This is a genomic window from Methylobacterium sp. GC_Met_3, assembly GCF_026540775.1.
In the GTDB taxonomy this organism is placed as follows: domain Bacteria; phylum Pseudomonadota; class Alphaproteobacteria; order Rhizobiales; family Beijerinckiaceae; genus Methylobacterium.
Window position 1 is genome coordinate 1 of record NZ_JALNUL010000041.1, and the last position, 23,882, is coordinate 23,882.

Sequence of the window (23,882 nt, forward strand, 5' to 3'; positions counted from 1 at the left end):
GCCTGGACTCGATCAGCACCAGAAGGCGACGCTGGCAGCCAGGGCGACGGCTGAGGCGTCGTTGCGGGCGAGCTTGTCGTATCGGGTGGCGATGCGGCGAAAGTCCTTGAGGCGGTTGAAGGTCGCCTCGATGCGCCAGCGCTCCCGGTAGCGGCGTTTGTCGTGGCGGATCCTTGTCTTACGGCCGCGCTTGCCCGGGATGATCGGCGCGATGCCCCTCTCGCGTAGAGCCGCGCGCAGCCAATCGGCGTCGTAGCCCTTGTCGGCAGCCAGGCGCCGGATCCGGCCGGGCGCCTCGGCCAGCACCTCAGGTGCGGTCGTTACATCGCTGGCGTTGCCGGGCGTCAGCAGCAGGACGCCGGGACGGCCGAGGACATTGGTGAGCGCGTGGATCTTGGTCGTCTGGCCGCCGCGCGAGCGCCCGATGGCCAGTGTCCGCGCCTCCCTTTACCGCCATGGGCGGAGCGGTGGGCCCGCACGTAGCTGCTGTCGAGGGCGGCTGCGTCGCCGGCCCATCCGGCCTTGGCCAGCGCCGCCAACATCGCCGTCCAGAAGCCGCGCCGCGACCAGCGGTTGAAGCGGTTGTAGACCGTGGTGCGCGGGCGGTAGGCGGCCGGGCAATCGCGCCAGCGGCAGCCCGACGTGAGCACGTGCAGGATGCCGGAGATGTTTTGCCGGTCGTCCTTCCGCTCCGGTCCGGGCTGATCCTTGGGCATGAACGGGGCCATCACCGCCCACTGCTCATCCGAGAGCCAGAACAGGTCCGCCATCGCAGCCTCCACTCTGCAAACGGCGGCCTTGAATCACAAAACCACAGCCCCCCGCAACGGCTTGATTCGGTTTTCACCCTAGCAAATGCTGATTCGCGGAATTCCCATAACACATTTTTGATCATGCTTCTAGACGATGGAGTTTCAAGTGTCATATGCATCATAATCGGCAGTCTTGAAGTCTTTAATTGACATTATTTTAACATTATTATCGCATTGTGGCCGGAGTTAAGATGTTTTACAAGATTGTTTTTTCGATATGAACTATATACAGCGATGGCGGAGAGGCTGGCGCACTCACCGGGGGTGATGGTGTCGATGGGCTGGCCTATGGTCGACCAAAACTTTTCGACAGTGCGCTCGGCCGCTTTGCGCAGCAGCGCCTTAAGCTTGAAGAGAACCATTTCGATCGGGTTGAAGGCCGGCGCGTGGTGCGGAAAGAAGTGCAGTCGCGCGCCCGCTGCTTCTATGGCGGCGCGCAATGAATCAGCCCAACAACGCGGCGTGAACCGCAGCCGTCCGATGCGGCGCAAGCCTAAAACGCACCGGTATGGTTTTGCCAGAATCGGAGGCCACCATTACGGCGCACAACTCTCCATCATTGGATGTTGAGTTTGCCGTCTGTCAGGATGAAGGATGATCCCGATCGGCTGGCATTTAGTGCCATAATCCTTTTGCATAATTTGTCGCTATCGATACACGGTTATATGCAAACTAATCAGTCTGCCTTTAAATAAATTGCTTAGTTATGGATGAGACGTCTAAAATTCACTATCGCGTTTTCGACTGGTCTGAAGCTGTGCCGCGTCGTCTTGGGTGGATAAAGAAAGCCATAAGCGCGCGACGAAGGACATCATCACGTGTTGGTGTAATTTCAGGGCGCCACGAACCAAGTTGCACCGTGGAATAGTCGTACAACTGTACTGGTACACGAGCGAAGCCGAGTTGAATCGCAGCGTTTAGGCGGTGATGACCGTCCAAGACGGCAAGCGTGTTGCACTCCACACAGATAGGCGGGGTCACCGACAGCCTCGACATGGTCGCCTCCTACGCTGCCATGAACAGCCGGTTCACCAAGGCCAACGCCAACGCGGCAGGTGTCAGCATCGTCGGGAACGAACTGCCCTTCGTTCCCCGCCATCAGGCCTCGGTCTGGCTCGACTACACGATCCGAACGGGGGACTGGGCCGGCCTCGGTCTGGGCGCAGGCGTGCGCTACGTTGGCGTCTCGGTCGGCGACAACGCAAACCTCTACCGAACACCTGCGGTCACGCTCGTCGATGCGGCTGTCCGCTATGATTTTGGGTATCGCCATCCCGAACTGAAGGGCGTCGATCTTGCGCTCAACGCGACGAACCTCTTCGACAAAACTTACGTCACGACGTGCATCGCTGCGACCGGCTGCTTCTACGGAAACAGGCAGACGATCCTCGCGACTCTTCGCTATCGCTGGTAACGACTGAAGACGTTCGTCGCGGATGATTTGTGAAGGGTGAGGTAGCCAGCGCGGTTGGCGGCCCTGATCGTGCACCATAACGCGAGATTTGAGACCGCAAGCGAGCATAGATTTTTACGCCCAAGGATGACTTGAAGCGGACCTACAGAGTGTCTGTACAGGGCCGCGAGCGGTCCCCGCGGCTACATCCGCTTCGATGTATCTGCCTCCCCGAATCAGACCCGCGGAAATCCACCCAACCCTGCCGTCCAGAGGAGCCCGCATTCATAACCGAAGCTGGCCGTGAAGCAGCGTGTCCGCTTTAAAGACCTCCCCAAGAAAAGCAGACAGCCTCCTGCGGGCTCAACTCTTTGATTCAGGGTCTTACGGTTGATGCTGTGGGGCGGACGCGACGGCTTTCATGTGCCATCATGCCGCCATTTGCAAAAAACTATAACCCGACGGGAGACGAACCGATCGCGACCCCATTGGTGCTGCTCTGCGTTCTCCTGATAACTTCTATAGTCGTCCAAATTCATGATTTGGTTGATACACGAGTCCTTGGATCCGGAAATGCGCTGAGCGATACGCGTGCGACTTCGCGCAGAGCGTCTCGATCAGCGCCAGACGAGGCCAGGACACCCATGCCCGAGGCAACCGTCGAAAGGAACCGTGCTAGCGCGGCTGGGTCGGAGGCTTCTGCAAGGTCTCCATCATCTTGGGCCCGGATGAATCGCTCACGCAGTTCGGTCTCGGTCAACGCGCGCCGAGAAGCCAATTCGAAGGGGATGTTCTCCGAACCCTCGCCGCAGGCGAGCCCACCTTGCACCAATAGGCACCCGGGTGGGTTGGCAGGATCGGTGTGGCTCTCGGCAATGCTATTCAGGAACCGTTCTGCGACCTCGCGGGCACTCGTTCCCGCTAACACGTAGCGCATGTGCTCGGACCGGCGCAGGGCATACCGGTCGAGGGCCGCCCGTAGGAGCCCCTCCTTGCTGCCGAAGGCCGCGTAGAGGCTCGGCGCCTTGATGCCCATCGCTCGGGTCAGCATCGTGAGGCTCGCGCCGTCGTAGCCGTGGCGCCAGAACACCTCCATCGCCTCGTCGAGGGCCTTGTCCGTGTCGAATGACCGGGGCCGCCCCATCACCATTGTCTGCCGGCTCCAGCTTTTGTATCGAGTGGTAGATAAGTCACTTGACGCGCCGCGTCCATGCCGACATGTGTAGCGAACTATACAGATGTCGGAGTCGCCTGTGGACCCCCGTCGCGACGCTTCTCGAACACATGTTCCCGTCCGACGCAGTGTCGGGATCGGCTTGGCCCTCGCCCTGCTGGCGGGTGTGGCCTACCGGCTGGCGCCTGCCACGCTCGCTCCGGACGGCCCGGCGGTCGCCGCGACGCCCGAGGCCGAACAGGCGGTGGCGGTTCCGGTCGCCACCATCCAGCCCCGCGACGTGATCCTGTGGGACGAGTTCTCGGGCCGCCTCGAGGCCGTCGAGCGCATCGACGTGCGGGCCCGGGTCGGCGGCGCGATCCAGGCGACGCACTTCGTGGAGGGCGAACTGGTGGCGGCCGGCGACCTTCTCGTGACCATCGATCCGGCGCCCTACGCGGCGGAGGTTCAGCGCCTGGAGGCCCAGGTGGCTGGGGCCGAGGCGCGGGTCGCCCTCACGTCGAGCGACTGGGAGCGTGGGCGCAGGCTCTCTGACCAGCAGATCGTTACGGCCCGTGACCTCGATGTCCGCGCCAACGCCTTCAAGGAGGCGAAGGCCAGCCTCGATGCGGCAAAGGCGGCTTTGGAGGCGGCGCGGCTGAACCTGAGCTTCACGCAGGTTCGGGCGGCGGTAAGCGGCCGCGTCGGCCGTCGGGAGATCACGCCGGGCAATCTCGTGGCAACGGGTGCGGGAGCCGCGGTGCTCACGACCCTCGTCTCCGTCGATCCCGTCTACGCGAGCTTCGACGCGGACGAGGGCGTCGTCCTGAAGGCCCTCTCCTCCATTGTCGGGCCGGCAGGCGGACGTGGTAAGCTCGACCGCATCCCCGTTGAGATGGAGACGGTGGAGGGCACCCGAGCCCGGGGGCACCTGCAGTTCATCGACAACAAGGTGGATGCCCGAAGCGGCACCGTCCGGGTGCGGGCCACCTTCGCCAATGGCGACGGCCACCTCATCCCCGGCCAATTCGCTCGGATGCGGCTGGGCCAGGCCAGACCCGAACCTCTGCTCCTCGTGGATGAGCGCGCCGTGGGCACCGATCAGGACAAAAAGTTCGTCCTCGTCGTCGGGCCGGACAACCGCGCCGAGTTCCGCGCCATCGCCCTCGGGCGCGCGGTCGATGGCCTGCGCGTCGTCACCTCGGGGCTGTCTGGCGGCGAGCGCATCGTCGTCAACGGCCTGCAGCGGCTGCGCCCCGGCATGCTCCTGCGCCCCGAGCCGGTGGCGATGGGCCTTCGTCCAGGCACCCCGCGCCGGTTCGCCGAGCGCTGACCGCGTCCGAGCGCCCCCACTCCCCCGGATGCCTCCCCGCGACCGCCCCATGGGTGGCCGCCCGGTCCCCCTGTGCCTGATCCCCGAGGGCGCCATGAACCTGTCCAAGTTCTTCATCGACCGCCCGATCTTCGCGGGCGTGCTCTCGGTTCTCATCTTCATCGGCGGCCTCATCTCGCTCTTCGCGATGCCGATCTCCGAATATCCGGACGTGGTGCCGCCCTCCGTCGTGGTGCGGGCGACCTTCCCCGGCGCCAATCCCAAGGTCATCGTCGAAACCGTGGCCACTCCGATCGAGGAGCAGATCAACGGCGTCGAGGGCATGCTCTACATGTCGAGCCAAGCCACGACCGACGGCATCATGACGCTGACCGTCACGTTCCGACTCGGCACCGATCCCGACAAGGCGCAGCAGCTCGTCCAGAACCGGGTTTCGCAGGCCGAGCCGCGCCTGCCGGCCATCGTGCGCCAGCTCGGCATCGTCACGGTGAAGTCGTCTCCTGATCTCACGATGGTGGTGCATCTCGTTTCGCCCAACGGGCGCTACGACATGACGTACCTGCGCAACTACGCGGTGCTCAACATCAAGGACCGGCTGGCCCGCCTCGACGGCGTCGGCCAAGTGCAGCTGTTTGGCTCGGGCGACTACGCGATGCGGATCTGGCTCGATCCGCAGAAGGTCGCCGAGCACGGCCTCTCAGCGGGCGATGTGGTGCGCGAGATTCAGGCGCAGAACGTCGAGGCGGCGGCGGGCGTCATCGGTGCGTCGCCCGCTGTGCCCGGCCTCGACCTTCAACTGTCCCTCAACGCCGAGGGCCGGCTCACCGGCGAGGAGCAGTTCGGCGACATCGTCGTGAAGACCGGGGAGAACGGCGAGATCACGCGGCTGCGCGACATCGCCCGGGTCGAGCTCGGCGCCTCGGACTATGCCCTGCGTTCGCTCCTCGACAACAAGTCGGCCGTGGCGATCCCGATCTCGCAATCGCCGGGCTCGAACGCGATCCAGATCTCGGACGCGGTTCGCCGGACCATGGCCGAGATCAAGACCAACATGCCGGAGGGGGTCGATTACCAGATCGTCTACGACCCCACGCAGTTCGTACGCGCCTCGATCGAGGCGGTGATCCACACGCTGCTCGAGGCCATCGCCCTCGTCGTCCTCGTGGTGATCCTGTTCCTGCAGACGTGGCGGGCCTCGATCATCCCGCTGCTCGCCGTGCCGGTCTCCATCGTCGGTACATTCGCGGTGATGCATGTCTTCGGCTTCTCGGTCAACGCGCTGAGCCTGTTCGGCCTCGTCCTCGCCATCGGCATCGTCGTGGACGACGCCATCGTCGTGGTCGAGAACGTCGAGCGCAATATCGAGGCGGGCTTGTCTCCGAGGGAGGCGAGCTACCAGGCCATGCGCGAGGTCTCGGGGCCGATCATCGCCATCGCCCTCGTGTTGGTCGCTGTCTTCGTGCCGCTGGCCTTCATCAGCGGGCTGACCGGCCAGTTCTACAAGCAGTTCGCTCTGACCATCGCGATCTCGACTGTGATCTCCGCGATCAACTCGCTGACCCTGTCGCCGGCCCTCTCGGCGCTGCTCCTGAGGGATCACCACGCCCCGAAGGACCGGCTGACCCGGGTCCTCGACGCCCTGCTCGGATGGTTCTTCCGCCGCTTCAACCGCGCCTTCGGGGCTGCCTCCGACGGCTATGGGCGAGGCGTCGGCGGCGTTGTCTCACGCAAGGGCGCGATGCTGGTCGTCTACCTGGTCCTCGTGGGCGTGACGGTGGCGCTATTCCGCCAGATCCCCGGCGGCTTCGTGCCCGGCCAGGACAAGCAGTACCTCGTCGGCTTCGCGCAGCTTCCCGACGGCGCCACCCTCGACCGAACCGAGGAGGTGATCCGTCGGATGAGCGAGATTGCCTTGAAGGAGCCCGGCGTTGAAAGCGCGGTGGCCTTCCCCGGCCTCTCGATCAACGGCTTCACCAACAGCTCGAACTCGGGGATCGTGTTCTCAACTCTGAAGTCGTTCGACGAACGGAAGGGGCCGGATCTGAACGGGGCGGCCATCGCACAATCCCTGAACAAGAAGTACGCCGCAATTCCCGACGCCTTTATCGTCATGTTTCCGCCCCCGCCGGTGAACGGCCTAGGCACGATCGGCGGCTTCAAGCTTCAGATCGAAGATCGCGCCGGCCTCGGCTACGAGGCCCTCAACGAGGCGACCAAGGCGTTCATGGCGAAGGCCGCAAAGGCGCCCGAACTGGTCGGTCTGTTCTCCAGCTTCCAGATGAACGTCCCGCAGCTCTTTGCCGATATAGACCGGACAAAGGCGCGCCAACTCCGCATCCCGGTGACGGATGTGTTCGACACGCTGCAGATCTATCTGGGCTCGCTCTACGTCAACGACTTCAACAAGTTCGGCCGGACCTACTCGGTCCGCGTCCAGGCCGACGCGCCGTTCCGTGCTCGCCAGGACGATATCGGCCAGTTGAAGGTCCGCGCTGGATCAGGCGAGATGGTGCCGCTCTCGGCCCTACTGCGCGTCCGCCAGACGGCGGGGCCGGAGCGGGCCATGCGCTACAACGGCTTCCTGTCCGCCGACATCAACGCGGGCGCCGCCCCCGGCTACTCCTCGGGTCAGGCCCAGGACGCGGCGGCCCGCATCGCCGCCGAGACGCTGCCGCGGGGCTTCGCCTTCGAGTGGACCGACCTGACCTATCAGGAGTTCATCGCGGGCAATTCCGGCGTCTGGGTCTTCCCGCTGGCACTCCTCCTCGTATTCCTCGTGCTTGCCGCCCAGTACGAGAGCCTCGCCCTGCCGCTCGCCATCCTGCTGATCGTGCCGATGGGATTGCTCGCGGCGATGTTCGGGGTCTGGCTCTCGGCGGGAGACAACAACGTCTTCACCCAGATCGGTCTGATCGTGCTGGTCGGACTCTCGGCGAAGAACGCCATCCTGATCGTGGAATTCGCCCGCGAACTGGAATTTGCCGGTCGGAGCCCGGTCCAGGCGGCCATTGAGGCCAGTCGCCTGCGGCTGCGCCCGATCTTGATGACCTCGATGGCCTTCATCATGGGCGTGCTACCGCTTGTCACCGCCACTGGGGCCGGATCGGAGATGCGCAGCGCCATGGGCGTAGCGGTCTTTTCCGGGATGATCGGCGTTACGGCCTTCGGCCTGTTCCTTACTCCAGTCTTTTACGTGCTGCTTCGCCGCCTATCGGGCAACCGGCCGCTCAAGCAACATGGCGCAGGAGTGCCGGCCCCCATGGCGGATGGCATCAAACATGCCGCGTAGAACGCGTGCGTCTGAGAGCGCCTAACAGAACGGCACTGCGCTGGATGTGCCGCGTTGGTTTGGCCTGGCCAGACCGCTTCTCCGCAATGATATCTCCGGGATAAGATCGCTCCGCTCCCCCTGCCGTCTCGACCTCGTCCGGCAGGTGGGCGTAGCCCGATCGCGAACCGCGCCGCACTGACGGGTATCCTGTTCGTGTTACGCTCGGGGCTACCCTGGGGGATGCTGCCGGCCGAGATGGGCTGCGGCTCGGACATGAGCTGCTGGCGCTTGCTGCGGGATTGGCAGGCGGCGGGTGTGTGGAGCCGCCTGCACGCAGCCGGACAGATCGACTGGCGCCGGGCTTGCCTGGACAGCGCCTCTGTCCCCGCAAAAAGGGGGGGCTGCCACCGGCCCGAACCCGACGGACGGGGGCAAGACGGATACGAAGCGCCACCTCGTCACCGACGCGCGCGGCACGCCGCTCGGCTTCTGCCTAGCGGGGCCAACCGGCACGAGAGCGTCATGATGGCGGCTACTCTCGATGCCATCCCGCCCCTGCGGAGTGGTCGGCGCGGGCGGCCGCGACGGCGTCCAGACAAGCTGCATGCCGATAAAGCCTACGACGCCCGGCGCCGACGCCACGAGTACCGAGCGCGGGGGATCATGCCACGCATCGCACGCCCGGGCATCGAGAGCAGCGAGCGGCTGGGCCGGCACCGATGGGTGGTGGAGCGCACGCACGCTTGGTTCAACCGCTACCGCCGGCTGCCCGTGCGCTGCGAGCGCCGTGCAGGCATCTACGAAGCCTTCACCAGCCTCATTGCACGCAATCAGATCAAACGGTTCCGGTAGGCGCTTTTAATCGGGAAGCGCAAGCGCTCCGATCACGTGATGGCTAGGAGTAACGGGGGTAATGGGTAGAGTGATAGTCGGCCGATGATCGAGATCGGCGCTGCTTGATCCTCGGTTTAGCGGCACCAAGAGGCAGCACCACACCACCGGATAGGAGCACGATTGATAGCTCCGGTCGTGACAGGATCCGCAGACGGCAGGTGCGCCACGGCTGGTTCTGCGGGGCGATTGGCTTCCACCAGCATAGCCGCCGAGAAGCAGCAGACGCCTAGAACGACGATCCAGAACGCGCCTTTTAGGGTTCGAAGTGTTCGCTTGGGCATGGCGGAGATGCTGGGGGCTGTCGGTTAGCGAACCGTTGCGCCGCTCAACAGCTACGAGAACAGTTTGCATCAAGCGGATCGTGCGGATCCCATCTGCAGCCGCTCAGCCTCCTCTCGCCACGCATCCCGCTCGTCCAGTGCCGCCTTGATGCGGGCATGCAGGTGACCGGCGGCGATGGCGGTCTCCCTCCGCATGTCGTGTCGAAACGCGCCTCCAAGATTGAACAGCTAGAGCTGCCGGACCTTCCTGGATGCGTCGCGGTTCCGATAGAAATCCCAGAGCAGGAATGCCGGGAATGGGATCACGATCGCGAAGAAGATCCAATCGAACATCTGTGGCATGGGCAAGCCTTCTACAGGTTACAGGGGAGTCAACCCGCGTCGAGCTCATCGGGTCCGACGCAGGGCCTCGCTACTCTGCGATAAGCGATCAGCTAAATCTTGTCGTCTGGCTCGGTCGCCTCCACGCTCGTGCCCAGCACTCCAGCCGTAGGCTTGGAAATTGGCTCGTGCTTGTCCCCGCCGGTCAGCCCCGATCCGACGTGGGCACCACGTTTGTAGCTGTTGACCTCTTGTTGCCGATTGGGGTGCTGATCGCGGGACGTATCGGGAAAGCGGTAGAGCTGCCGCCAAGGTGTGGACGGCGCACCCAAGCGGATTTCGCTGGGTAGGGTGAACAGCCAAGCCGCAAGCACCATCCACGGCACGACGAAAACAATAAAAGCGGTCAGACCCATGGCGTTCTCCCGGCGGTATTCAGCACCAATGTGGCGAACGCCGGAGAAGTAACACTGATCCTACGGCGAAGGTTACAATCGATACTGCGCTGCAGCGCATTCTTCGCGACGGGCAGCGCGATGCGCCAGGATGCTGATACGGCACGAGCATTGCCTCTTAGTACCTGTGCGATCTACCGTAGTTCTCAGACCTGACGCCTTGCACCAGTGTTCACGACCGGCCAGAGCATCAGAGACGACGCTGGCGCACGCTGTTTCGGCGGCAGGCGCTTTGGGACCTTTTCGGCAGCCCCTACGCGTAGCTGTCAGATCCGGCATCTCCTCCGAGCGGCAGAAATCCTGCGTTTACGTGCCTGTGGTGACCTGCGAGCGATATCGGAGGTCCGTATGCGGAAGCCTCTGCTGAGGTCCAACGGCGCGGTGGCCCTGGTCGGTCTCCCGCTGTGTGGCACACTGCCTGCCGCTCAGGCTGGCGGTGGCATTGGGGTGGGTGGTGCGGCGGCACAGGGCGCGATTAGCGGCCTTGCGGTCGGTGACGCAATTGCCTCGGCCAATGATGGCTACTGCCTGGGCCGCCCGGTCTATCGCGCGCCACCGCCGGTGTACGTCGAGGAGGTCTGCCACATCGAGCGCCGCGGCTTCATCGATCCCTACGGCGTCGAACACATTCGGCGTGCGCGCGTCTGCGAGTAGGACAGAGCGGCCCCTTTGCAGCAGGCGCTGTTCGCTTTCCGTACTGGCTGTTGCAGCAGTGTAGCAGCCAGTCCCGAACGGCTCAGCTATGGTGCCAACGTCATCAAGGCGCCCTCCATGCTCAACCGCTCGATCCTGGTCCGTAGCGCCTTCATCGGGCTGCTGCTCATCGGCCTTGTGGCGTTGGCTGACAGCATAGTCCGTCAGCAACTGCAGCAGGCCGCGGGCGAGATGGCTACGCTGCCGGCAACAGAGATCGTGCAGACCACCGGCGCAATCCGGTGAACCGGCAGGTGCACATAACCGGCGTGATCGCGCTGGTGACTCTCGGGCCAGTCTCGGCCCTGGCGGCTGAGCCGGCCGATCTGCCAGCGCTGGAACAGGCGTGGCACGTCTGCGTGCGCCAGGCGTACGACGGCCAGCAGGACCGTGGCAGCCGGGCTGGCCGGGAGCGCAACGCGCTCGATGAGTGCAAGCCACACGAGGACCGCTACGTGTCCGCCCTGATGGCTGCCCGCCCCAACGATGCCGACACCCCCATGAACGGCTGGGCTCGGACGTGGGCCGCATACGTGTCGTTCGTGGTGGATCCCGTGGCGGCCTGGATCGAGGCGCTGCGGCGCTGATCCAACGGGAAGCCAGGGTAAACGGACTATTTACCAGATGTGCGCAATTGCACCGAACGCCCTAATCTCCTCGCCCCTGGCCGTCGTTGTACTGGCACACCCACCGGAGACCAGCGGCCATGCTGATCCTCAACCCGCTCACCGGCCAAACTGTCGAGATCGTAGTGCCGCGGCCTCGGCCCTGGACGGCTTGAGATCGCATCAGCTTATGCCCATCTTCGACAGGACAGGCGCACACGTAATCGCGCCATAGGCCGGGCGCCTTCACCTACAGTCCGCAGCCCTTCCCTGGCACGCTCAACACAGGCCCCGCTCCTATCGAGCGGAACACGCACTCATGACGCTAGCCGACCTCAACAAACCCGCTGAACTGACCCTCTGGTCCAGCCGCGCCCCAGCTCACACCGCACAAGGGCATCGCTTTCCGACCTTGCGCGCGGCACTCGCTGCCGCGACCGAGGCGATGGATACGGGCGATGCCAGGCCGTGGATCATAACAGACGCTGGCGACATCCTGGCGCCCAGCTGGATAGCCTCGTATCGCCTTTAAACGCCGTGGGCCGGCGCGGCGGGGTGTCCAGTTCCCCCGCCCCCGCATGCGCCGCTGCTCACGCCGCTGCCCGGCCGAGGCCTCACGAGCAAGGTACAGGGGACTGGTCCACACCCATCTGTCGCCACATGCCCGCCTGCAACAAGCACCGTGTGGGTCGCGACCACCTCAGGTGGATCAGCAGTGGGTGCCAACGCTATAACAGGCGGAGATGCGGTCGTCGCGAGCGCGGTACCGGACGGCTTGCCGCGGTGGCCTAGTCCGTCAGCACAGCGATGAGCGAGAACGACGTGGCGAGCATGAACGTGCCCGCCACTAGGGACGAGATCAGCAACATGGTGGACCTTTGGAGTGTCACTACGGCTCTGTTCCTCCAATGATTGAGTGTCACGGGCGGTTGCAAGCCGGTTGTGCATAGCCGACCAGCGCCCGTAGCTCTTCTTGTCGGCGAGTGGCGATCAGTCGGCGCCAGAGCCGATATCGACCCTCACAGGTTGGGCCAAGGGCGGCCTTAACGAAGCATTCACCATGTCCGTTGAGGATCCGCTTACAATCGGAGGCCCGTGTTCAGCCATGTTCGATGCCTTGTTCTAGTGGTGCGCTTTCGTGGCCCTTGCCGGGTCATACGTTTTGGTCGGGATCGCCTTGATAGGAGGGCGGTCGAGACTCCGCTCTGCCGAGGCCAAACTGTCGAGTGAGGCTACTCTGGTGATGCGTCACTTCGGCCAGGCGTAGGACGCGAGATGGTCGAACCTGCTATCGCTCGACCGGATTATGGTAGGTAAAGCAACGCCTCGTTAACTATATCCGCTCCAACCTATCCGCTTGATTGCAGACCGATGTCGCAACACCGAGTGGAATAGGCATGCCAACGATCAGTCAGCAGGCGTGCGAAGTAAAGGTGGATGGCGCGTGGCAGGCCGCCACCTTCGCGGAGGCCCGTAGTCGGTACATGATGGCGCAAAAGCGTTGCCCCGCCTGTCAGGGGCAAATCATCATCGCCGGGATCTATTCCGGCGCGGGCAGTCTCAAGCTGCAGCACCGCCGATCACACACTGGTTGCCCGCTCAAGCCCGAGACGTACACCGGTACGCCGACACCGCACCCTCAGGCGCTGATCTAAGGGCCGCTCGGCCCCACCCGAACTGATCACGGGGCAGGGGAGCATCCGATCTCACCAGCGTGGGCCGGTACGCAACGTGGCCCGTCAGTATGATGCCGCAATGCGGTTACGGGTGCGTGTACGGCACCCGTAGGCCGATCTCAGTAGCCGTAGTAACCCCGGCCATAGTAGCCGCGGCCGTCGCCAAACGGGCTCGCATAGTACCCAGCCGGAGCGTAACCATCACTGGAGGGGTCGCCATAGCCGTATCCGACGGCAGCACCCAAGGCCAAGTTGGAGCAAGCATCGCATCGCATATCGACTCCTTTTGGGTTCGTTGCCGGATCTGCCTCGATCGCACGATGCCGGTCTGGATGCGGCGCATATAGCGTCCGAGTTGCTGTCCGACCCGACATCCGTAATAGGCGAATGGCCGGATGTCGATCGCAACCATAGTGATTGTAAGCCACCTCACTTTCGTACCAAATCTCGGATCCGAGTATTCAAATTGACCAGATTGCATGAGCTGCTGCTCTGATCGAATAATAGTGGTGGTACGGTACCGAATGCATTGTCCGTTAACCGCGATCCAGCGCATGCTGAGACCCTAGCGCTCAGAGATTAGGATCTCGCGAATGTTTGACCAATGCTCGGCGAACCGCGCGACGAGTGCGGGATCATCCGTCTGCCCAGGCCACAGCTACGTCGGTGGATCGCACCCCGATATCGCCGTGGCGTGCGATGAGCGGCCATGCGTCGTCGGTAGGCGCGGCCTCCAACATCGTGAAGCCTTCGTTCTCGAGGGCATCGACGGTGATCATGCGAACGAATTTACCCTCTTCGACAACTCGCACACAGGCGCGACAATGTCATAGCGGGCGGGTATGATCCTTGAACATGAGCTAGACTGATAAGCTTTCAGCCTTGGCAGGTTGAACGGCGAACTGACACTTGTACGTCGTAACGCGCCATTTGGAGGGCCGCGATGTGTGAGCGCGAGACCGAACGTGAGATGGTTAGGCGGCACGTCGAGGAAGGTGCCAAGCATATCGAGAGGCAACGTGCGTTAGTCGCTCGTTTTAAGACAAATGGTTGGCCGTTCCACGATGCCGAGACCCTCCTCGTTACCTTTCAGGACATCCAGCGCCGGCATGAAGACCACCTCGCGCGGATAGCCCACGGGCAGGGGTGAGGGATCTTGTCGGAGGGGAGAGCGCTCGTATTTTCAGCAGCGAAAGCAGCCCTCCGAGGTGCCGGTACTCAGATAAGGTATGCCCAATAAACATCTCGATTTACTGAACAAAACAGATCACGCTTGTGCGACCCGCGAAATTAATGCGCGATATACAAGCGCAGATGCGCTGCTCCTTTGCGTATGCGCAAGTATTTCAAGCGCGGCTGACTTGGGTCGACAGCACCCGCGCGAGCGTATCCATCTCCACCGGTTTCTCACAGCGCTGAACGTGCGCGTAGCGCTTGGGGATGATCGTGCCCTCATAACCGGTGGCGAAGATAAACGGCACACCGCGCGTGGTCAGGGCGTCCGCCACCGGAAAGACCATGACATCCCGCAGGTTGACGTCGAGCACGGCCGCATCAATCGCGGAATTGGAGGAAATCAACGCCAAGGCCCTGTCGACGCTCGCTACGGGACCGAGAACCTCTGCGCCGCTCCTCGACAACATTCGTCGCATCTCGGTGGCGATGAAGTAGTCGTCCTCAACGAGGAGCACCGTATGGCCGGACAGCGCGTCGATTTCATGGCTCGGTGTGGCCATCGTGATCTGTCCCTTCGAATCAAGCTTTAAGCCAACGGGAGCTCGATCAGACAACGTACCTCGGTCTCTCCGAGTTCGTAGCGCGTCATGGCGTCGAGCGCGTACGGCAGCGCCTTCTCGATCAGCTCACGTCCATAACCGTTCTTCAGGCCCCCGCTTCCCGTCGCATGCTGTCGCTCAATGCCGGTCTCGACCCATTCGAGCGTGAGCCGTGGTTCCTGCCCATCGCTCTCGTGCGTCCACCACGTCACGCTGAGTTGGCCGTGCGAATTGGAGAGCGCGCCGTACTTGCGCGCGTTGGTGGCCAACTCGTGCAGAGCAAGCGCGAACGTCTGCACCGTCGCCTTGCGGATACGGACGTCGGGACCTTCCAACACGACGCGCTCCTGCAGATCGGAGGCGCCGAGCGCGTCGAGTTCGTTCCGGATCAGGGAACTCAACATGATCGGCTCATCGCCCGCGCGCGAAAGCAGTCCCTGTACGCGCGAGAGTGCGGCCAACCGCTCGTTGAACGCCACCCCGAACGCATCCAGCGTGTCGCTCGCCGCTAGGGTCTGCTGCGCGATCGAGTGCACGACGCCGATCAAATTCCGGGTGCGGTGCTGCAACTCCGCAACCAGAACCCGCTGCTGCTCCTGCATCCTGCGCAGATCGTCGATGTCGGTCGATGTACCAAGCCACTCGACCACTTCGCCGCGCTCGCCGCGCACCGGCATCGCGCGCGTCTGGAACCAGCGGTAGCCACCGTCGACGGCGTTGCGCAGGCGGCCTTCCATCTGCAGAACACCCGTCGACGTGGCCTCGCGCCAAGCCTCGACAGCGAGCGCACGATCATTGGGATGCAAGGCATCAAGCCAGCCGTGGTTTCGGCTGTGCGCCTCGCTTTGACCGGTGTAGGCGGACCATTGCGGGCTCGCCCAGGTCCAGCGTCCATCCTCGGCCGCCCGCCAGACCAATTGCGGGATGCCCTCGACCAGGGCGAGGAGCCGGCGCTCGCTCGCACGCTGTCGCTCCTCGGCGCGCTTGCGCTCCGTGATGTCGACGAACGTGATCACGACGCCAGCGATGAAGTTGTCGACGCTACGGTAGGGTAAGACCCGAACGAGGTACTGCGCGCCCGTCGTCGAGTTGGTGATCTCACGCTCGACCACGCTCAGGGTGCGCAACACACGCCGCGCGTCGTCCTGCAGCTCCTCATAGGCGATGCGCGACTTGATGTGGCTGATTGGCCGGCCCGCGTCGGTCTCGATAAGGTGGAAGATCTCGGTGACGGCAGGCGTGTGATTGGTGATCCGCAGCTCGTTATCGAGGAAGATCGTTGCGATCTGCGTGCTCTCCAGGAAGTTCTTCAGGTCGCTGTTGGCGCGGCCCAGCTCTTGGACCCGATGGCCGAGCTCGCCATTGACCGTGGTCAGTTCCTCGTTGACGGATTGCTGCTCCTCCTTCGAAGTCTGCAGCTCCTCGTTGGTGCTCTCCAACTCCTCGATGGTGGCCTGCAGGCGCTCGCGTGTGACCCCCAGCTCGGCTTCGAGGCGTCGGGTGTGCTCAAGCCCGGCCGCAGCATCTGCGCCGTCGGCGCGCTCGGCGGCCGATACGAAACCATCCTTGAACAGCACGAAGTAACCGCGCGCATTCGGATCGTCGCGCATGGGCTCAACGACGAGGTCGACCGCGAGGCGGGACCCGTTCTGGCCGACTTGCAAGCCGTCAACCTGCACGGTCTGAGCAGTTTCCTCAGCTTTGACCAGCGCCGATCGTAGGTCGAGCCGCAGATCCGGATGGGCGAGCTGCAGCAGGTTCAGGCTGGCGGCGCCACCGGCCGGGTCGATGTAGCGGCCGGTCCGCCCGGAGAAGTGCAGCACGTTGTACGCAGCATCGGTGATCACGTAGGCCGGCGCGTAACGCTCCGCCAACCGCTCGGCACGTCGTGTCAGCGCCATCCCATTCGGTCGAGCTCGTTCCTCAGTGCGACCCGCGGCCCCGATCTGACGGTTCGGCGTCACGAACGGGAAATCCGGCAGGATGCGCGTGCCAGTCTCTCGACGGCGGAAGATGCGCGAGCGGCTGTCGATCGGGGCGAACAGATCGATGTGGCGCGAGACGTTCTCGGAATTTCCGAGGAACAAGGTTCCGTCAGGCTTCAGGGCAAAGTGAAACAGGGGGATGACCCGTCCCTGCAGATCGGCGTCGAGATAGATCAGCAGGTTGCGGCATGAGATCAGATCGAGCCGTGAGAACGGCGGGTCCTTGATGATCGAATGCTGCGAGAAGATGCACATTTCGCGCAGCTCCTTGACGAGACAGTAGGTGTTGCCCTCCTTTACGAACCATCGGGCCAACCGCTCCGCCGACATCGCCTCGCTGATCGTGTTCGCGAACCGCGCGGCTCGCGCCGAGGCCAGCGCCCGTCCGTCGAGGTCGGTCGCGAAGATCTGGACCTGAGGCGTGTGGTCGAGGGTGGCCATGTGCTCGCGCAGCAGAATCGCCAGCGAGTAGGCTTCCTCACCGGTCGAGCAACCGATCACCCAGACCCGGATCTGGTCGTCGCGCGTCTTGTCGGCGAAGAGCTTCGGGATCACCTCGCGTTCAAGGAGCTCGAACTCTTTCGGGTCGCGGAAGAACTGGGTAACGCCGATCAGCAGATCGTTGAAAAGCTCCTGCGCCTCCTCGGGGTGCTCACGCAGAGTATCAACGTAATCCTCGATCTTCGCCAGCGAGAGGACCTGCATCCGGCGCTGGACCCGGCGCAAGAAAGTCCCGGGCTTGTAGCCATGGAAGTCGTGGCCGGTCCTGTTGCGCAGCGCCCCTGCGATCGCCTTGAGCGCGGGCTTGGATGCATCCGGGGCGACGTCGCCCTGAGCGGCGAGCTGGTGCGTAGCGGTCGATACGCGCGCGACGAGATCATCGAGTGGCAGGATGGCGTCGGCCAGGGCCGCCGGGCTGTCGCTGGAAGCGAGTTCTCCGGCTCTCGTCTCATGGGTCTCCTCGGCGAGCGTCAGGCCGCCCGCTTCCTTGATGACCTTGAAACCGAGCGTCCCATCCCCGCCGGTACCGGCGAAAGCGACCGCGATGCTGCGCCGTTCCTCGTCGTGCGCGAGCGAGACCAGGAAGCTATCGATGACACCTCGGCCTCCGATCTTATCCGCCGGTTGGGTACGAAAGCGTCCCTTCTCGACGGTCACGACGAGATCGACGCCTATGAGGTAGACGCGGCCGCCCTCGATCGGAGCATTGTTCAGGACCTCCGCCAGATCGATGCCGGCCGCCGTCAGCGACCGCCGAAACCCGTCCTCGTCGAGCGCGTCCCGATGCTGAAGGACGACGATCACCGCCACGCCGTCGAGGCGCGGCAAGTGGGTGAGGACGTGTTGCAGCGATGCGGTGCTCGCGGCCGAAGCGCTCAGAGCAATGAAGGCGCTCGTCCGCGACGGGGTCACTTCGACTTGAGGCATGCTGGGTCGCCGTGATGCGAAGCGCTGCGGGGGTGGTGATGCCGCTCCGAGCGCCTCCTGTAGGAAGTAACAGGCCAGCGTACCACGGCGATGCTGCAGGGTGACCGGGGAGCTATACCCTAATCGTCCTGCGCGCCTTCGCTTCCAGACGGTTCGGGCTCGGGGAAGGAGAGCAGGACCGCCCGGCGGATCGTCTCCGCGTAGTCCCGGTATTCGGCCGCGCGCTCGTCATACATGTCCGCGACTGCGGGACGTCCGGAGTTCCGCCCATCCCGCGCCATGCGGGCCACGAGTTCGGCGCGCTCCTCGATGATGCGGAGCGCGACACGCAACGCCTCGTCGACGGCGTTCTCCTGTTGCTTTGCAACCACCTCGGCCGTGAAGGCATGGCCGACTTGACAACGATAACGCATTGGCTTGGCATTGCGGATCGTGGACAGGACGCCGCTGCAGTGTGGGCAGGTGAGCGGCGCGGGATCGGCGAGTTGGCGTAGCACGGCGCTGTCGATGCGCTCACCGGCGGCGATATCCACCTCCAGGCGGATCTCCGACGGCACCGGCAGGCGCGGCCCCGCCTGCTCCCGCACGAGTTCCGACAGGATGTCGCCGAGGCGCGCGCTCGGCACGGCGAGGTCGACGGTCACGGCGGCCATCCCGCGGAGCGGCATCTCGTCCGCGATCGCGTCCGCCGGATCTTGCACGATCGCCATGCCGCCGCAGCGCTTGATCGCCTCCAACCCGGCAGCACCATCGTTGAGCAGGCCGCTGAGCAACACGCCGATGACACGCGAGCCGTAAGCCGTGGCGGCCGAGCGGAATAGCGGGTCGATCGACGGACGGGCCATGTTCTCGCGGGGACCACGGCCGAGCCGCATCTGACCGTCACGGACGATCAGGTGATGGTCGGGCACGCCGAGGTAGATGTTGCCCGGCGAGATCGCCATGCCATCGCGTGCGGCGTGGACCGGCAGGTGCGCGGCCGCGGCTGTGACGGTCGCGAGCAGCCCGAGACTGCGGGCCGGGATGTGCACGACGACGAACACCGCGGCCGCAAGGTCTGCGGGCAGCGCACTGAGGATCGTCTTGAGCGGCGCGGTCGAACCGGACGAACCGCCGATGACGATGATATCGCGGTTCGTCATCGATATTCTCCGTAGGGCGACAGACGTCTCAACCGCAGCGGTGCTTCTAGGAACCGACGGCGTGAGAACAGGATCGTGAAGAGCGAGCCAACCCGGGCAGCTCTAGTCGTCATCATTGCCCGCGGCGTGCGCCGCCTCCGTATCGACGCGGTATCCGATCCAGGCCGCCAACGGGATGAGTATGGCGCAGCGCAGCCCGTCCGGCTCGTAAGTGAGGACAGACCGCGCTTCGAGCTCGTAGGCCAACATGTCCTTCAGGACCGCAGTGCCGAAGCCGTGATGCACCGGCTCCTTCACTCCGGTTCCGGCCGGTTCCTCCCAGGTCAGCGCAAGAACCGGCTCGGGACCGCCCGGCTCGACCCGCCATGACACCGTCACCCGCCCCTGCGGGAGCGCCAGGGATCCGTGTTCGATCCCGTTGCTGGTCAGCTCGTGCAGCGCCAGCGCCAGGATCATCGCAGCCTTGGGCCGGAGCCGCACACGCGGGCCGGCGATCTCAGCCTGCTCGCCCTCGCGCACGAGGTGGACCATCAGCTCGTCCGAGATGAGGCTGTGCAGGTCCGCCTCGCCAAACATATCCGTCTTGGACTGCACCCGCGTCAGGGCGTTCAGGCGGCCGTCGAGGTGTGCGGCGTAGGCTTCGACATCGTCGGCACTCTCAGCCGAGCGGCGGACGATCGCACGCAGCATCGCCATGGTGTTGCGCACGCCGTGGCGCAGACTGTCGGGCATCCCCGCCTCGTCGAGGAGTCGGCGCAGACGCGCGTTATCGGCCCGCAAGGCGGCAAGCTCGTCAGCCCTGTCGAGGGGCTCTGTCATGCCGGACCTCTGCAGATGTCATCAAACACGAAACCATGAGGGAGGTGCACGGTTCTCGATCCCTCATGGTCGCCACCGATCGGAACGATCTGCGTCCACCGTGAGGTGGAGGTAGGTGGGATCGAAGTGCGCGAGCGCGGCCAGGGCCGCCGGATCGTTGATCGTCAGGCGCCGGCTACGCAGGGTGATCAGCCCCAGGCTGCGCATCTCCTGCAGCGTGCGGTTGATGTGCACGCTGGTTTGGCCCATCGCGTCGCCGAGGTCGCTCTGGGTGAGCGGCAACGCGCAGGCATTTCCGTCCGTCAGCCCGATGGTCGACAGACGCGCGTGCAGCTCGCAGAACAGGTGGGCGAGGCGCTCGATGCCGGTGCGGCTGCCGAGGCTTACCGTCCACTCGCGTTGGACGGCGGCGGTGGCCAGCGCCTCGCGATGGAAGGCGAGGTCGAGGGTCGAGCTACGCGCGGTTATGGCCTGAAGGCTGGCCCCGGGGATCTGACCGAGGGAGACTGGCGTGATCGCGCCGATGGCATGGTCCATCTGATCCAGCAGAAAGACGTGCGGGTCGCACGGATCACCCGGAAGGAGAAACGCGACGATCTGGCGGCGTCCATCGCGAAGCTGACGGTAGCGGCAAGCCCAGCCGTCCAAGATGACGTTGACGGCGCGCCGGTCGTCACCCTCCTCGTTGATGTCGGTGCGCGCGGCGATCGGGCGTCCTGGCGCGAGCGCCTCCTCAAGCCAGACTTGATCGGCATCCGAGAGACGAACGTAGCGCTGCAGCTTGCGCACGAGCGGGTTCGGCAAGGCTGCTCCTCCGCATAGGCGAGGACGCTTACCTACGTCAAAAACGGTACTGTCTTACTCACTCAGGTTATAGTTTGACGCAAAAACCAGTTCCTCCGGCAGAAATGCGCAAAGGAGGCAGTTTATTCGAGATTGCACGGTGGAATAAATGCACGGTCCTCAAGCTAACGTTCGCATCACCAGCTTCGGGCCGATAGCATGTGTGGACGCCACAGCCGCTTCGATGCCTCTCCGTCCGTAATTGAGCCAGCAGAAAATCACATCGAGCCGCAGTTGCCGTCCGGCTACCCATGTCCGCTTCCATGCAGTAGCCTCGCGACTGGCCCGGTCGAAAACACCGTTTCGGTCAAGCGCAGGCAGGCGCGTCTGCCCTGCACTTGCCAATCCGTGTCGCCGCAAAATGCTACGATGAGCCATGATGCGCGAGCTACCCCCCTTTACGTTCGGGATCGCGTTGGTTCCGAGGGCGCTCGCTCGCAATTGGACCCTTGTCGAGACACTGCTGAATCTTACGCTCGAGTCGGTGCGCGCGCAGACGGATGCAAAGTTCCGCGTCATCATCGCTGGCCACGATCGACCCCGAACGAACATGGACGGCGACCCACGCCTGAGCTTCCTGCCAGCCGATTGGCCCGTGCAGGAGACCGGCCCCAACAACGACGACAGCGGTCGGAAGAAGCACGCCATCAACGACTACGTCCTGGCACAGGGTGGGGGCCTGTTCATGCTCGTCGATGCCGATGACTGGGTCGATCGCTATACCGTGGCTGCAGCATGCGCCTGCATTGGACCGGAACACGTCGGTGGCTTGATCCAGGCCGGGGCGATCCTGGATTTTCAGAGCCAGCGAATGGCGGCACTGCCACATCCGGGCATCTTTCCCGGCGCGTTCCATCGGCTCTGCGGCACGAGCACCGTGGCGTTGCTGCGTCCCGATGAGGCGGACCCAGGCCGCCGCGATCCGTTCAGCATCTTGCGCTCGCACCATCAATGGCTCGAAGTCGCCCAGGAGCATGGCTTGCGGCTCGCCAACCTCCCGATTTCAGCGAGCTATCTCATCAACACATCCCAGAACCATTCGGACCTTCATGGACCCCACCTCGCCTGGCGCCGCACCCTGACGGCGGCAGTCAATGAGCAGGGCCGGGTCCTGGATGATACCCTCGCGGCACCCTATGGCCTCAGCGCCGCGTCCGTTCGTGCCGCAGCCGCACCCTTCTTCCCCTCCGATCCAAGCGCCTGCCTCATAACCTGAGCACGTCCTGCACCTGCTCAGCGTAGCGCTCGACCGAGCTTCGCAGACGGCGATGCTCATCGAGATCGTGCGCCGCGTCGGCCGCCATCGAGGCAGCACCGAGCTGAAATGCGAGATAGCAGGGTGTCAGGAAGGCAAGAAGCTCGCGGTCAACAGGACGACCCGCTTCGCGGGACACCACGTCCATGAGGCGAGCTTGCCCGGCGTCGGAGAGGGGCAACTCCACGCGGGCACCGACGATATCCCAGGCAATGTCCTGACAGCCGACGAGATCGTGGGCTGCATGGTGATCAAGGGCATCGCACTTGAGAAGGCGACCGTCCTGCCGCAGCAGGAATTCCCAAGGCTGCATCCGGCCATCGATCTCGGTGGGATGCGACCGTTCGGCGAGCGCTGCGAGGCGCTTGGCGGTCCAGCGATCGAGCCTCCCGGCCCAGTCGGTCCCGAGGGCTTCACCCACGTTGTGGCGCGCCATCGCGAGGAGATCACCGAGGCTTGCACCACGATCCGGCTCGCACGCGAAGCAGCGCGCCCGGAATCCGAGATAGCGTCCGATCTGATCGACGCCTGCATCCGGCGCGACGCGGGCGAGATCGAGCGGTTGAGCGTCTTCCATCCAGCGTTCGACGATGAAACCGTGGCGGTAGCCCGCGACCGGCGGCGTGAACCCATGGGCGTTCAGAGCTCGAGCCCGGGCCAGCTTCGTGCGGCCGGGCAGCCCGAGGCCGGCGAACTTGATGAGCCAAGCGCCGCCGCCAGCGCTCAGGAGGAACTTGCGCTTCTCCTGCTGCGCGTTGACCGGCGGCCATGCATTCGTGCCTCGCCCCTGCAGCGCTCGCCAGCCTCCGCCCGATATCTCGACCGGCGGCGACTCGACCGGACCGACGAGATCCGCAACCCAGCTTGTGAGCCCGCCGCCGGCTTGAACGACATCCTCGAACGGCACGACGTGGCGCCGCATGCGGAGCCACCGCGCCCGATGCCTTTCTTCCGCTTGCGCGCCGGGTGCGCCAGGATGGCTCGGGAACAGGGCGATCCGATCTTCCGCGACGCCACACGCGCGCAACCGATCGATGACCGCGCCGAAGGAGCTTCCAGAAAGACCGGGTCCCTCGTCGACTATCGCGAGACGATTCTGATCGGGACCGGGACGGCCTCGTAAGCGCGTGAGATCGCTCGATACGCTTCGCCGGAATGGGTGACCGGAGGGACGCACAGTGAGCAAGCGGTCCGATCCCAATGCGGATGCCACCATCGCTCCGAGCGGAACGCCGATGCTCCGGATCCCGATCACATCCGTGTCCGGCCCCAAGCCGGAGCGCGCAGCCGCGATCGCGTAGCTTTCTGGGTAGAGCGCATAGAAGGCGAAGCCTTCAGCCCAGCGCGTCGTGATACGATCCGGCAGCCTCATCGCGGCGAGGGGTGTCAAATCAGGGATGTCGGGTCCTCGTTCGAAGCCCGTCCGCCACGAGGCCGAAACCGTTCGCGCCAGCCGCATCAAGTAGCTGATCGCTGCATCCTGCGTACTCGAAGCCACGTCGTGACCGTGTTCGCTGAACGGCGCGTCCAAAATCCCTTGGATCAGCTCCCCGGCTTCGATGAAGGCCGCGACGAGCGTACTGTGACGACTGATACCGGGCGGCTCATCCAACATCTCCCGCATCAGCACGGCAATGTTATCGAGTTTGTGGTTAGGATCACCCGTCCAGCTAGACTTACCGTAGACGAGCATACCTGCCGCTCAACGGGTTTGGAGTCCCGCGGGGCTCCGGGACGGAACGCCGACC

At 64.2% G+C, this 23,882-nt stretch carries 18 protein-coding genes and 2 pseudogenes; 9 read left to right on the forward strand and 11 right to left on the reverse strand.

Features of this window, described 5'->3' with window-relative positions; all coding sequences use genetic code 11:
- Window positions 1-12: 12 nt before the first annotated feature.
- Together OXS27_RS26230 and OXS27_RS26235 are read right to left on the reverse strand one after the other, a co-directional pair.
- A pseudogene (locus tag OXS27_RS26230) lies at window positions 13-770 on the reverse strand (IS5 family transposase).
- A gap of 194 nt (window positions 771-964) precedes the next feature.
- Window positions 965-1,249, reverse strand: a pseudogene (locus tag OXS27_RS26235) (hypothetical protein); the annotation flags it as partial.
- Window positions 1,250-1,806: 557 nt separating this feature from the next.
- Here OXS27_RS26235 and OXS27_RS26240 point away from each other — a divergent pair.
- A complete protein-coding gene (locus OXS27_RS26240; protein WP_267359973.1) occupies window positions 1,807-2,226 on the forward strand; it encodes a TonB-dependent receptor in 420 nt (139 codons plus the stop codon).
- Between the two features lie 514 nt (window positions 2,227-2,740).
- Here OXS27_RS26240 and OXS27_RS26245 read toward each other — a convergent pair.
- Window positions 2,741-3,355, reverse strand: coding sequence for a TetR/AcrR family transcriptional regulator (locus OXS27_RS26245; RefSeq protein WP_267359975.1), 615 nt, complete (start codon window positions 3,353-3,355; stop codon window positions 2,741-2,743).
- Between the two features lie 88 nt (window positions 3,356-3,443).
- On the opposite strand from OXS27_RS26245, the gene OXS27_RS26250 reads away from it, so the two are divergent.
- From OXS27_RS26250 to OXS27_RS26260, 3 genes are all read left to right on the forward strand, one after another.
- On the forward strand, window positions 3,444-4,691 hold the full coding sequence (locus tag OXS27_RS26250; protein ID WP_267359977.1) for an efflux RND transporter periplasmic adaptor subunit: 1,248 nt from the start codon (window positions 3,444-3,446) through the stop codon (window positions 4,689-4,691).
- A gap of 94 nt (window positions 4,692-4,785) precedes the next feature.
- Window positions 4,786-7,980 (forward strand): multidrug efflux RND transporter permease subunit, encoded by a 3,195-nt coding sequence (locus tag OXS27_RS26255; RefSeq protein WP_267360018.1) that lies wholly within the window; start codon window positions 4,786-4,788, stop codon window positions 7,978-7,980.
- 159 nt (window positions 7,981-8,139) lie between these two features.
- Complete coding sequence (locus OXS27_RS26260) at window positions 8,140-8,814, forward strand: IS5 family transposase (protein ID WP_267360020.1); 675 nt, start codon at window positions 8,140-8,142, stop codon at window positions 8,812-8,814.
- 757 nt (window positions 8,815-9,571) lie between these two features.
- On the opposite strand, the gene OXS27_RS26265 is transcribed toward OXS27_RS26260, so the two are convergent.
- A complete protein-coding gene (locus OXS27_RS26265; RefSeq protein ID WP_267359979.1) occupies window positions 9,572-9,874 on the reverse strand; it encodes a hypothetical protein in 303 nt (100 codons plus the stop codon).
- A gap of 387 nt (window positions 9,875-10,261) precedes the next feature.
- Here OXS27_RS26265 and OXS27_RS26270 point away from each other — a divergent pair, with 387 nt between their 5' ends.
- From OXS27_RS26270 to OXS27_RS26290, 4 genes are all read left to right on the forward strand, one after another.
- Window positions 10,262-10,567 carry a hypothetical protein gene (locus OXS27_RS26270; RefSeq protein WP_267359981.1) on the forward strand — a complete coding sequence of 102 codons (306 nt, stop codon included), beginning with the start codon at window positions 10,262-10,264 and terminating at the stop codon, window positions 10,565-10,567.
- A 15-nt stretch (window positions 10,568-10,582) separates the two neighbouring features.
- A complete protein-coding gene (locus OXS27_RS26275; RefSeq protein WP_243924898.1) occupies window positions 10,583-10,852 on the forward strand; it encodes a hypothetical protein in 270 nt (89 codons plus the stop codon).
- Complete coding sequence (locus OXS27_RS26280) at window positions 10,849-11,193, forward strand: hypothetical protein (RefSeq protein ID WP_267359984.1); 345 nt, start codon at window positions 10,849-10,851, stop codon at window positions 11,191-11,193. Before OXS27_RS26275 ends, OXS27_RS26280 begins: the two co-directional genes overlap by 4 nt.
- A gap of 1,415 nt (window positions 11,194-12,608) precedes the next feature.
- Window positions 12,609-12,866 carry a hypothetical protein gene (locus OXS27_RS26290; protein ID WP_243924901.1) on the forward strand — a complete coding sequence of 86 codons (258 nt, stop codon included), beginning with the start codon at window positions 12,609-12,611 and terminating at the stop codon, window positions 12,864-12,866.
- Between the two features lie 656 nt (window positions 12,867-13,522).
- Here OXS27_RS26290 and OXS27_RS26295 read toward each other — a convergent pair.
- The 6 genes from OXS27_RS26295 to OXS27_RS26320 form a co-directional block, all read right to left on the reverse strand.
- Window positions 13,523-13,666: a hypothetical protein gene (locus tag OXS27_RS26295; RefSeq protein ID WP_267359986.1), complete on the reverse strand. Its 144-nt coding sequence runs from the start codon at window positions 13,664-13,666 to the stop codon at window positions 13,523-13,525.
- 567 nt (window positions 13,667-14,233) lie between these two features.
- A complete protein-coding gene (locus tag OXS27_RS26300; protein WP_267359988.1) occupies window positions 14,234-14,623 on the reverse strand; it encodes a response regulator in 390 nt (129 codons plus the stop codon).
- Between the two features lie 26 nt (window positions 14,624-14,649).
- Entirely contained in the window at window positions 14,650-18,075 is a 3,426-nt protein-coding gene (locus OXS27_RS26305) for a CheR family methyltransferase (protein WP_267359990.1), read from the reverse strand.
- A 119-nt stretch (window positions 18,076-18,194) separates the two neighbouring features.
- A complete protein-coding gene (locus tag OXS27_RS26310; protein ID WP_243923835.1) occupies window positions 18,195-19,217 on the reverse strand; it encodes a chemotaxis protein CheB in 1,023 nt (340 codons plus the stop codon).
- A gap of 102 nt (window positions 19,218-19,319) precedes the next feature.
- Window positions 19,320-20,036, reverse strand: coding sequence for an HWE histidine kinase domain-containing protein (locus OXS27_RS26315; RefSeq protein WP_267359993.1), 717 nt, complete (start codon window positions 20,034-20,036; stop codon window positions 19,320-19,322).
- Between the two features lie 63 nt (window positions 20,037-20,099).
- Window positions 20,100-20,840, reverse strand: a complete 741-nt coding sequence (locus OXS27_RS26320; protein ID WP_267359995.1) for a Crp/Fnr family transcriptional regulator — start codon at window positions 20,838-20,840, stop codon at window positions 20,100-20,102.
- A 415-nt stretch (window positions 20,841-21,255) separates the two neighbouring features.
- On the opposite strand from OXS27_RS26320, the gene OXS27_RS26325 reads away from it, so the two are divergent.
- The gene (locus tag OXS27_RS26325) at window positions 21,256-22,095 is read left to right on the forward strand and encodes a glycosyltransferase family A protein (RefSeq protein WP_267359997.1); all 840 of its coding nucleotides are present in this window, start codon (window positions 21,256-21,258) and stop codon (window positions 22,093-22,095) included.
- On the opposite strand, the gene OXS27_RS26330 is transcribed toward OXS27_RS26325, so the two are convergent.
- Window positions 22,085-23,827 carry a hypothetical protein gene (locus OXS27_RS26330; RefSeq protein WP_267359999.1) on the reverse strand — a complete coding sequence of 581 codons (1,743 nt, stop codon included), beginning with the start codon at window positions 23,825-23,827 and terminating at the stop codon, window positions 22,085-22,087. The genes OXS27_RS26325 and OXS27_RS26330 overlap by 11 nt on opposite strands.
- Between the last annotated feature and the right edge of the window lie 55 nt (window positions 23,828-23,882).